Source organism: Streptomyces longispororuber (assembly GCF_014656095.1).
Lineage (GTDB): Bacteria > Actinomycetota > Actinomycetes > Streptomycetales > Streptomycetaceae > Streptomyces > Streptomyces longispororuber.
Window position 1 is genome coordinate 1 of sequence record NZ_BNBT01000226.1, and the last position, 9736, is coordinate 9736.

At 75.1% G+C, this 9736-nt stretch carries 11 protein-coding genes and 1 pseudogene; 6 read left to right on the forward strand and 6 right to left on the reverse strand.

The features are described from left to right. Positions 1–334, reverse strand: a 334-nt coding sequence (locus IE330_RS36315; protein ID WP_229926175.1) for a maleylpyruvate isomerase N-terminal domain-containing protein, incomplete at its 3' end; no start/stop codon positions are given. Between the two features lie 176 nt (positions 335–510). Between IE330_RS36315 and IE330_RS36320 the strand changes: the two genes are divergently transcribed. Then, a complete protein-coding gene (locus IE330_RS36320; RefSeq protein ID WP_190140451.1) occupies positions 511–1497 on the forward strand; it encodes a DUF1648 domain-containing protein in 987 nt (328 codons plus the stop codon). A 2-nt stretch (positions 1498–1499) separates the two neighbouring features. Further along, positions 1500–1880, forward strand: coding sequence for a GntR family transcriptional regulator (locus IE330_RS36325; protein WP_190140452.1), 381 nt, complete (start codon positions 1500–1502; stop codon positions 1878–1880). Between the two features lie 15 nt (positions 1881–1895). Here IE330_RS36325 and IE330_RS36330 read toward each other — a convergent pair whose 3' ends face one another. The 4 genes from IE330_RS36330 to IE330_RS36345 all read right to left on the reverse strand — a co-directional run bounded on the left by IE330_RS36330 (position 1896) and on the right by IE330_RS36345 (position 5082). Further along, positions 1896–2174 (reverse strand): DUF7848 domain-containing protein, encoded by a 279-nt coding sequence (locus IE330_RS36330; protein ID WP_190140453.1) that lies wholly within the window; start codon positions 2172–2174, stop codon positions 1896–1898. Continuing rightward, a complete protein-coding gene (locus tag IE330_RS36335) occupies positions 2171–2656 on the reverse strand; it encodes a hypothetical protein (RefSeq protein ID WP_190140454.1) in 486 nt (161 codons plus the stop codon). The genes IE330_RS36330 and IE330_RS36335 overlap by 4 nt, the downstream gene beginning before the upstream one ends. A gap of 110 nt (positions 2657–2766) precedes the next feature. Beyond that, entirely contained in the window at positions 2767–3969 is a 1203-nt protein-coding gene (locus IE330_RS36340; protein WP_190140455.1) for a helix-turn-helix domain-containing protein, read from the reverse strand. A gap of 54 nt (positions 3970–4023) precedes the next feature. Further along, positions 4024–5082 (reverse strand): EamA family transporter, encoded by a 1059-nt coding sequence (locus IE330_RS36345; protein ID WP_229926176.1) that lies wholly within the window; start codon positions 5080–5082, stop codon positions 4024–4026. Positions 5083–5308: 226 nt separating this feature from the next. Here IE330_RS36345 and IE330_RS36350 point away from each other — a divergent pair, with 226 nt between their 5' ends. Both IE330_RS36350 and IE330_RS36355 read left to right on the forward strand, forming a co-directional pair. Further along, on the forward strand, positions 5309–5566 hold the full coding sequence (locus IE330_RS36350) for a hypothetical protein (RefSeq protein WP_190140456.1): 258 nt from the start codon (positions 5309–5311) through the stop codon (positions 5564–5566). Beyond that, on the forward strand, positions 5563–5937 hold the full coding sequence (locus IE330_RS36355) for a PIN domain-containing protein (RefSeq protein WP_190140457.1): 375 nt from the start codon (positions 5563–5565) through the stop codon (positions 5935–5937). Before IE330_RS36350 ends, IE330_RS36355 begins: the two co-directional genes overlap by 4 nt. Here IE330_RS36355 and IE330_RS36360 read toward each other — a convergent pair. After that, complete coding sequence (locus IE330_RS36360; RefSeq protein WP_190140458.1) at positions 5927–8749, reverse strand: FAD-binding and (Fe-S)-binding domain-containing protein; 2823 nt, start codon at positions 8747–8749, stop codon at positions 5927–5929. The two genes, IE330_RS36355 and IE330_RS36360, sit on opposite strands and share 11 nt — an antisense overlap. Before the next feature lie 182 nt (positions 8750–8931). On the opposite strand from IE330_RS36360, the gene IE330_RS36365 reads away from it, so the two are divergent. After that, positions 8932–9564: an RNA polymerase sigma factor gene (locus IE330_RS36365; protein ID WP_190140459.1), complete on the forward strand. Its 633-nt coding sequence runs from the start codon at positions 8932–8934 to the stop codon at positions 9562–9564. Continuing rightward, a pseudogene (locus tag IE330_RS39460) lies at positions 9557–9736 on the forward strand (CU044_5270 family protein); the annotation flags it as partial. The gene IE330_RS36365 and the pseudogene IE330_RS39460, both read left to right, overlap by 8 nt.

A 9736-nucleotide genomic window follows, 5' to 3' on the forward strand; every position in this document is an offset into this window, starting at 1 on the left:
CGTCGCGCCCGGCCCGCCAGCGCGCGAGGAGCGCGGCGAGCAGCAGCGCGGCGCCCTCGCGGGCCCCGTCGTCGACGAAGCCGTCCGGCTTCTCCGCCGCGGCGGCGGCCCGCTCGGCGAACGCCTCGGGGTCGGTCGCCGCGAGCAGGGCGGCCTCGTCGGTCCAGGCGAGGTGGGCGACCTGATGGGCGAGGGTCCAGCCGGGCGCGGGGGTGGGCAGGGCCCACTGCTCCTCGGTCAAGTCCCCGACCAGCCGGTCGAGTTCCTCGCTCTCGTCACGCAGATCGTCGAGTACGCCGGTCAGCAGGGCGCGGTCGGCGCGGGCGTCGGACACGTGCGCTCCCCTCGGGGACGGCGGTGTGCCCTGGGAGCATGGCAGCAGCGACAGAAACAAGCAAGCGTGCTTGCTTACTTCTACGCCGGCCCGCGCAGGGAGCCGCCCACGTATGCTGAAGTTGTTCTACTTCAATGCGAACAATCCGCTGAGCCCGCTGAGGGAGGAGAGTCCACATGGCCGCTGCCCCCGCCCCCCGGGGCGCCCCGCCCGGCGTCCGCCGGGGCGCCGTGACGGCCGTGACCGCCGTGCCGTTCGCCGTCGCCACGGTCGCCTACGCCGGGGTGTTCATGGCGCACCGCGACCGGTTGCCCGGGCGCTTCGCCACGCACTTCTCCGGGGACGGAACGGCCGACGGCTTCATGAGCCGCACCGCCGCGCTGTGGTCCGCCACCGGCTTGCTGGTCGGCCTCGGGCTGCTGTTCACCGCGCTGACCGTGGCCGCTCGGGACAAGTCCGGGGTCCGGCTGACCGCAGCAGTAGGTGTCGGCACGGCCGTCACACTCGGCTACTTGTCGGTCCTCACCGTCCTCGCCAACGCGGACGCCCCCGACGCGGCCGCCGCCGAACTCCCCCTGCACCAGGTGGCCGTGCCGCTGCTCCTGGGCGTCGCCACCGGCGCCTCGGCCTGGTGGCTCATCGGCGCCGGACCGCGCCCGGCCCCTGCTCCTCCCGCCCCTTCCCTGCGCCTGGCCGAGGGCGAGGCGGCGGCCTGGAGCCGCACCGTGGTCTCCCTGCCGATGCTGCTCGTGGCGGCAGCCGTCGTCCTCGGCGGGCTGTGCGCCGTGGCGTTCGCCTCCTGGGGAACCGGGCTGCCGCTGCTCGCCGTCGGCCTGCTCTGCGTGGCCTTCGCCGGGGTCCGGGTCACCGTCGACCGGCGCGGACTCACCGTCGCCTCGACGGTGCTGCCCCGGCCCCGCCTGACCGTGCCGCTCGACGCCGTCACCGGCGCGGAGAGCGTCCAGGTCGACGCCATGGGCGACTTCGGCGGCTGGGGCTACCGCATCCGCCCGAACCGCCGCGGCATCGTGCTGCGTTCGGGCGAGGCGCTCTCGGTCCGTACGACGGGCGGACGCGCGTACGTGGTCACGGTGGACGACGCGACCACCGCGGCCGCGCTGCTCAACGGCCTGGTGGAGCGACAGGCCGGGGAGCGCGGGTAGCGATGCTGTTCCGGGTCCTTCCCGGCTCGCCTGTACCGCTGGGCGAGCAGATCGCCGCGTGCGTACGCGGTGCCGTCGCCGACGGCACCGCGGCCCCCGGCGAGCGGCTGCCGCCCGCCCGCGAGGTGGCCGAATCGCTGGGCGTCAACGTGCACACGGTCCTCCGCGGCTACCAGCGCCTGCGCGACGAGGGCCTCATCGAACTGCGCCGCGGCCGGGGCGCGGTGATCACCACGGCCCCCGGCACCGCGGACCGGGCCCGGCTCACCGAGGCGGTGCACCACCTGGTCTCCCAGGCCCGCGAACTGGGCCTGGCGGACGAGGAGTTGCTGACGCTCGTCCGCAACGGCCTGACGGGCGCGCCCCTGGCCCCCGGCACGTGACCGCCGCGGGCGCCGCTACCGGACGGGGTTCGCGGCCGGCCGGTGCTGTCGGACGTGCTCCGCGGCGGGCCTCAGGACCGCGTAGTCGCCGAAGTTCCGGCGGTAGCGGCGGTGGCCGGTCGCCTGCGTGTGCGTGCGCTGCCACTCCTCGACCGGCGCCGGGCCGCTGTACGTGCCGGAGCACGCGCCGCAGTCCGCCGCGTCGCCGGACACGCACCGGGCCTCGTACTCCGGCTCCGCCGTGCGGTCCTGCTCGATGGTGAACGGCACGTACCGGAACAGGCGGCGCGTCACCGGGCCGCCCTCCGCCCGTCCCGCGCCACGTCCATGACGTGCAGGAACCCGCCCGCCTTCTCCACCTCGCGCGCCACCTCGTCGTACTCCTGCACCACCGGCGAGACCATCGAGCGCCACGCCGTCAGCACCGCCCCCGCGTCACGCGCCGCCACCCGCGCCAGGGCCCGCGCCAGCCCACTGCGCCCGCCCGGCGGCAGCAGGCCCGCGCGGTCCTCGACGACCTCCACGATCTCCCACCCGAACGCCTCGGCGTACTCGACGCACTCCTTGCGCGGTGCGGCGAGGTCCGTGCGGGGTGCTCCGCACAGGTAGACCACGCAGCGGAAGCGCCCTATCCCGGCGGGCCGTCCGGGGGCCTCGGCCCTCTCCGGGGCGACCCCCGCCGCCGCGTCGGCCAGCGCCTGCCGCCGCCGCGCGTCACCTTGCGTCCGGCGGGCCGCTGCCCGCCCCTGCGTGTGTTCACCGTCGTTCCCGACCATACGGACAGCGTGCCCGCGTGATCACGGACAGTGAAGTGACGAGACGTACGGCCGGACGAGGTTGCCCGAACCCGGCTCGTACGCTCCGTAAGACCCGGGCGATCAGGCACTCACGCGAGCAGCGATACGCCGATGACGTCGCTGATGCGACGCACGCGAGCGGTGGACACCTTCGCCAGCCGCTTGCCGATGACGCCGGGCAGGGCCTGGTGCTTGACCCATTCCGGGGCGTCGAGGCCTACTTCGATCAGGGTGTTCCCGGCCTGGTCGTGCAGCCCGGCAGCGCACTGCGCGAGGGCGACGTCGAGCTTGTAGCGGTTGCGGGAGAGCTTGGGCATCGAGCGGGGGAGTTCGGTGCGGGAGGCCAGTTTCAAGGCCTTCCCGTAGTTGCCGAGCGCTACTGCGATGCCCACCGCTTCCGTGTTCGCGAAAGTGGGACCGAAGTGGGTTCCGTACACCACCTCGTCACGCCCGAGTCGAGCTGCGGCGGCATGAGCGTGCGACAGATAGTCGTCCGCTGATGCCGCGTCACCCTGGCGGGAGGCAGCCACAGCGGCGCCCGTCATCAGCCGCCCGTACACAACGAGTTGCGGGCGCGGGGACTTGCTGAACGACGGTTCGATACGGGAGGCAGCACGTTCCGCGACAGCGACCGCTTGAGTAACCTTGGCCCCCCGGAGGTGCAGCCAGGACAACGTGGAATCGGTCACCGCGGCCAGTAGAGGGTCACTGGACGCGTCCTCCATGTGGCGCGCGGACGTGAGAGCGCTCAGCGCGAGATCACGCTGCCCGAGCAGCATCGCGGTCGAGGAAGCGAACTGGTAGGAACTGGTCAGGACCGCTCCGAGCCGTTCCCGTTCGTGGCCCGTGGCTTGCGCGTACCGGGCACGCCCTTCGAGGACCACCTTGGCGACGAGCTCGCTCAACTGCACGAAGTCGCCCCGCCAGTACGCGGCGGACACCCGCTCGTGCACTGCCTCCAGTTCGGAGAGCGTGCCCGGCTCGCCCACACCGTTCCAGTCCCCGAGGGCGCTGTCGTGCACCGCGTCGGAGAGCCGCCGCAGGGCGGCCCTGGTGTCCCGGCTCATTCCCCGGCGCGGCGCCTGCTGCCCGAGGATCACCGACACGTCCGTGTTCAGCGCGTGCGCGAGCTTGAGCAGCGAACCGACGGACAGATCACCACGGTCCTGTTCGGCCTTCTGCACCAGGGCAAGGGAGAGGCCCGTGGCGTCCGCGAGACCCTGCTGGGTGAGATCAGAACCTCGAAGGTGCTTGATGCGCTTGCCGGTTGTCAGGTCGGACCAGTCGCTCACGGGGCACCCCAAGTGCGTTCGCCGGGTAGCTGCCCTTCGATGGTAGGCCCCGTCTCAGGGCCCCGTCTTGACCTTCCCGCGCCCCACCTGCGTCCGCACCGCGCCCATGCTCGCCGCGATGACCAGGGTGATGGCCAGCAGCTCCAGGAGGGTCAGTCCCTGGTCCAGTACGAGGAAACCGGCGAACGCGGCGATGGCCGGTTCCAGGCTCATCATGACCGCGAAGGTGGAGGCGGGCAGGCGTCGCAGCGCGAGGAGTTCGAGGGTGTAGGGCAGTACGGACGACATCACGGCGACGGCCGCGGCCAGGCCGAGCGTGCTGGGCACGGTGAGCTTCGCGCCCGACTCGACGATGCCCAGCGGCAGCATCACCACGGCCCCGACCGCCATGGCGAGCGCGAGCCCGTCCGCCTGCGGGAAGCGGCGGCCGGTGCGGGCGCTGAAGACGATGTACACCGCCCACATGGCGCCCGCGCCGAGCGCGAAGGCGACACCGGCCGGGTCGAGGCCGCCGAAGCCTCCGCCGCCGCCGAGCAGGAAGACGCCGCAGAGGGCGAGGCCGGCCCAGACCACGTTCACCAGGCGCCGGGAGGCCAGCACGGACAGGGCCAGCGGGCCGAGGACCTCCAGGGTGACGGCGGGGCCGAGGGGGATGCGGGCCACGGCCTGGTAGAAGAGGCCGTTCATGGCGGCCAGGGTGACGCCGAAGGCGACGACCGTGCCCCAGTCGGCGCGCGAGTGGCCGCGCAGCCGGGGGCGGCAGACGGCGAGCAGGATCACGGCGGCGAACAGCAGCCGCAGCGTGACCACGCCGAGCGCGCCCGCGCGCGGCATCAGGTTCACGGCGAGGGCCCCGCCGAACTGCACGGAGACGCAGCCCGCCAGCACCAGACCCACGGGCGCGAGCGCCGCGCGCCGCCCGCCGGACCCCGGGCCGGACCCCGGGCCGGTCCCCGCTTCCGCGCCCGCGGCCGCCCCGCTGCCCGGCCCCGCGTCCAGCGCCGTCCCGGCCACCTCGGGCTGCCCCACCGTGGCGGGGGCCTCCACGGCGGCCCGCGGTCCCGGCGCCCCACCGCCGTGTCCCGCCGCCTGCTTCGCGTCCGAGATGTTCATGCCACGCCTTTCCGCCGCCACCGCAAGACAGACCGCAGACCGCCTCATAGGTCAGCCTCCTGCACTCCACCGTCCAATGTAATGCACTCCGACAGGGCCGTCGAATCTCTTTGGAGCTGACGGACGGGCGGGTCAGGAGTACCTCCCCGGAGTGCATACCCGAACACATGTTCCACTTTGCGGGTACATGCGCGTACCCATACGCTCGGTGCAGGAGGTAATCCCCATGACCGACGCGAACATCCGTATCCCCAGTGAAGCCCGAGACCGGCTCGCTCAGATAGCGGCAGGCGAGGGCATGTCCCTGCGCGCCTACCTTCAGCACCTCTCCCGGACGCTGATGACCCCGGCGGAGCGGGAGGCCAGGGCGGAGCAGACGCGGGCCCTCCTCCGGGAGTGGAACGGCTACGACCCCGCCCCCGCCGAAGAGGCCCGGCTGGACGCCGAGCTCGACCGCCGCCTGGCCCAGGGAGCCGCCCCGTGAGCGATGCCGTACACGTCGTCCTGGACGAGACGGCGATGGTGGCGGCGGGGCGGGGGAACCACCTGGCCTCGCGCCTCATCCACCGGTCCTCGCACGCACCGGGGTGGTTCCTGTACGCGCCCACCTGCGCGTTAGTCGAAGCCGAGCGCGAGCGGCCCGGTACGGCCGAGCACATCGCGGCCCTGCCGGGCGTCATCATCCACGACCTCGATCTGGCCGCGGCCCTGGATGTCGGCGGAGAGGACACCTGGGCGGCCGCGCACTGCCGCTACGCGGCCCGCCCCACGCCCTCCTACCCCGACGGGGCGTTCATCGCCACGGTCACCCCCGACCGCTGGGCGGACCACCGCCACATCGACCTCAACCCCTGACCCCACCGTCGTCCAGCCCCTCCGCCAGCAACTCCGCCAGATGACGGCCGCGCACCCCGGCCAGGTGGTCGAGCTGGGTGCGGCAGGAGTAGCCGTCCGCGAGGACCGCCGTGCCCGGTGGGGCCTCGCGGACCGAGGGCAGGAGGTGTTCCTCCGCGCAGGCCGTGGACACCTCCCAGTGGCCCTTCTCGAAGCCGAAGTTCCCGGCGAGGCCGCAGCAGCCGCCGCTCAGGTCGCCGGTCAGGCCCGCCTTCTCGCGCAGGCGGCGCTCCGCCGCGTCGCCCAGGACCGCGTGCTGGTGGCAGTGGGTCTGGCCGACGACGCGGCGGTCCAGGCGCGGGGGCTCCCACGTGGGGGCGTACTCCTCCAGGGCCTGCGCGAAGGTGCGGACGGAGGCGGCGAGGGTGCGCGCGGCGGGGCCGTCCGCGCCGACGAGGTCCACCAGGTCCGCCTTGAGCGCCGCCGCGCAGCTCGGCTCCAGGACCACGACGGGCGTACCCGCCTCCAGGAGGGGGCGCATCAAGGCGAGCGTGCGCCGCTGCACGGCGCGGGCGTGGTCCAACTGCCCCGTGGAGACGTACGTCAGCCCGCAGCACACCCCTTGCGGCGGCAGCCGGACGGTCAGACCCGCCGCCTCCAGGACCCGGACGGCGGCCCGCCCCACCGAGGGTGAGAGGTGGTCGGTGAAGGTGTCGGGCCACAGCACGACCGTGCGGCCCGCACCGGACACGCGGGGGCCGGGCCGCGCCCGCCACCAGCGGCGCAGGGTGCGGGGCGCCAGGCGGGGCAGCGGGCGGCGCGGTTCGACGCCGCCGGCGCGCTTGGCCAGGTCGGCGAGCGGCGGCAGCGCGGTCAGGGCGTTGACCAGGCGCGCGGCCCGCAGCGCGGCGACCGCGCGCAGCCAGCGGGGCAGCCGCCCCATGGCGTAGTGGGCGGCGGGCCGCACCCGGCCCGCGTAGTGGTGGTGCAGGAACTCCGCCTTGTACGTGGCCATGTCGACGCCCACCGGGCAGTCGGACTTGCACCCCTTGCAGGACAGGCACAGGTCGAGCGCGTCCCGTACCTCCGGGGCGCGCCAGCCGCCGGTGACCACCTCCCCGGCCAGCATCTCGTGCAGGAGGCGGGCCCGGCCGCGCGTGGAGTGCCGCTCCTCGCCGGTCGCGCGGAAGGACGGGCACATGACGCCGCCGCCCGCGCCCGCTGTCGTCGTACGGCACTTGGCGACGCCGACGCAGCGGCGGACGGCGGCGGTGAAGTCGCCGCCGTCGTCGGGGTAGCCGAAGGCGACGTCGACGGGTTCGCGCGGCAGGACGGCGAAGCGGAGGTTCGCGTCGAGGGGGTCGGGGCGGACGAGCATGCCGGGGTTGAGGGTGCCGGAGGGGTCCCAGAGATCCTTGGCGCGGGCGAACAGGTCCACCAGCTCCGGCCCGTACATCCGCGGCAGCAGCTCCGCGCGCGCCTGCCCGTCGCCGTGCTCGCCGGAGAGGGAGCCGCCGTGCGCCACGACGAGGTCGGCGAGGTCTTCGGAGAAGCGGCGGAAGCGGGCCACGCCCGGGGGCGTGAGCAGGTCGAAGTCGATGCGTACGTGGATGCAGCCGTCGCCGAAGTGCCCGTACGGGGTGCCGCGCAGGCCGTGCTCGGCGAGCAGCGCGCGGAACTGGCGCAGGTACGCGCCCAGGCGGGCGGGCGGCACCGCGCAGTCCTCCCAGCCGGGCCAGGCCTCGGTGCCGTCCGGCATCCGGGTCGCGGTGCCCGCGGCGTCCTCGCGCACCCGCCACAGGGCGCGCTGCGCGGCGGGGTCGGTGACGACGGCCGCGGCCACGCAGTCGGCGGCCCGCGCGATCACCTCCGCCCGTGCCCGCGCCTCGGCGGGCGCCGCGCCACCGGTCTCCACGAACAGCCAGGCCCCGCCCTTGGGCAGGCCCCGCGCGTCGCGTACGAGGTCGGCGGCCATGCCCTCGACCGTCAGCGGCCCGTACGGCAGGAGGCCGACGGCCGCCTCCGCCGCCGCGGACTCGTCGGCGTACCCGAGGACGGCGAGCGCGCGGGCGCGCGGCGCCTCGACGAGGGCGACCGTGGCCTCGGTGACGACGGCGAGGGTGCCCTCGCTGCCGCAGAGCAGGCGGGGCAGGTCGGGGCCGCGCTCGGGGAGCAGGGCGTCGAGGGCGTAGCCGGAGATGCGGCGGGGCAGGTCGGGGAAGCCGGTGCGGAGGCGGGCGAGGGCGCCGTCGACGAGGGGGCGCAGCCCGGCGGGGGCGCCGTCCCAGGTGCCGGGGGTGAGCGGTACGGGGCCGTCCCCTCCGGGGCGTACGACGGTCAGGGCGCGCACGTTGTCGGCGGTCGTGCCCCAGGCGACCGAGTGGGAGCCGCAGGAGTTGTTGCCGATCATGCCGCCGAGGGTGCAGCGGCTGTGCGTGGAGGGGTCGGGGCCGAAGGTGAGGCCGTGCGGGGCCGCGGCGGCGCGGAGCGTGTCGAGGACGAGGCCGGGCTGGACGCGGGCCGTGCGGGTGGCCGGGTCCAGCTCCACGAGCTTGTTCATGTGGGCGGTGAAGTCGAGCACCACGCCGGTGCCGGTCGCCTGGCCCGCGATGGAGGTGCCGGCGCCGCGGGGTACGACGGCCGTGCCGTGGTCCCGGCAGACGGCCAGGGCGGCGGCGACGTCGGCCGCGTCGCGCGGGGCGACCACCGCCTGCGGCACGCGGCGGTAGTTGGAGGCGTCCATGGTCACCAGGGCCCGCGCCCCGGCCCCGGCGTCCACCCGCCCCCGCACCGCGCCGCGCAGCGCCCGCACCACCTCAGCACCCTCACCCATACCGACACCCTGCCCCACTCACCCCCCGCCCAACAGCACCCACCCGCTCCGGAGTGTGGCCGCGAAGAGGGCGGTGTCGGCGAGGGGGGCGAGGGGCCCGAGGGAACCGCTTCGGCGCGAGGGGCGAAGGACAGGTGAAAGCCCACGTGTTCGAGCATCGTCCCTTGGACGAGAGGAGCCCCATGACCGTCGGACCAGGCGTCCGCGTCGGCACCGCGCGTGCCGACGCGGAGAGCGACGCCTCAGTGATCGCGCGGTCCCGGGACGAGCCCGAGGCGTTCGCCGCGCTCTTCGACCGGCACGCCGACGCCGTGCACCGCTACGCGGCCCGCCGCCTCGGCGGCGAGGCCGCCGACGACCTCGTGGCGGAGACCTTCACCACCGCGTTCCAGCAGCGGCACCGCTACGACCCGGCCCGCGGCGCGGGCGCCGACGCCCGGCCCTGGCTGTTCGGCATAGCGACCAACCTGGTCGGCCGGCACCGGCGGGCCGAGGCCCGCAGGTTCAAGGCCATGGCGCGGGTCCCGGCCCCCGCCGACCACGACGAGCCGCTGGCCGACCGGGCCGCGGACCGGGTGGTGGCGCGGGCCGTGCGCCGCGAGCTGGCGGCGGCGCTGGCCGCGCTGCCCGCCCGGCACCGGGACGTGCTGCTGCTGGTGGCCTGGGCGGAGCTCGGCTACGAGGAGGCGGCCCAGGCCCTCGGCATCCCCGTGGGCACGGTCAGATCACGGCTGCACCGGGCTCGCGCCAAGCTGCGCGAAGCGTTGGGCGGATCCAATCCGACGGCACTGCGAGAGGTGTCCGACCATGCATGACGAACTCGAACTCCTGCGGGAGTGGGACGCGGACGCGGCCCCGCTCACCGGACCGGCCCGGGACCGGGCCCGGCACCGACTGCTCAACGCCATGGCCCACGCGGACGGGCGCACCGGCCCCGGCCGCGGCTGCCGCCGCGCTCTGCGCCTCGCGGCGGCCGCGGTGGTGGCC

Excerpts from the sequence above, each read along its gene's own strand:
- IE330_RS36320 (WP_190140451.1), top strand. The coding sequence starts at position 511 with ATGGCCGCTGCCCCCGCCCCCCGGGGCGCCCCGCCCGGCGTCCGCCGG.
- IE330_RS36325 (WP_190140452.1), top strand. The coding sequence starts at position 1,500 with ATGCTGTTCCGGGTCCTTCCCGGCTCGCCTGTACCGCTGGGCGAGCAG.
- IE330_RS36335 (WP_190140454.1), bottom strand. The coding sequence starts at position 2,656 with ATGGTCGGGAACGACGGTGAACACACGCAGGGGCGGGCAGCGGCCCGC.
- IE330_RS36345 (WP_229926176.1), bottom strand. The coding sequence starts at position 5,082 with ATGAACATCTCGGACGCGAAGCAGGCGGCGGGACACGGCGGTGGGGCG.
- IE330_RS36350 (WP_190140456.1), top strand. The coding sequence starts at position 5,309 with ATGACCGACGCGAACATCCGTATCCCCAGTGAAGCCCGAGACCGGCTC.
- IE330_RS36360 (WP_190140458.1), bottom strand. The coding sequence starts at position 8,749 with ATGGGTGAGGGTGCTGAGGTGGTGCGGGCGCTGCGCGGCGCGGTGCGG.
- IE330_RS36365 (WP_190140459.1), top strand. The coding sequence starts at position 8,932 with ATGACCGTCGGACCAGGCGTCCGCGTCGGCACCGCGCGTGCCGACGCG.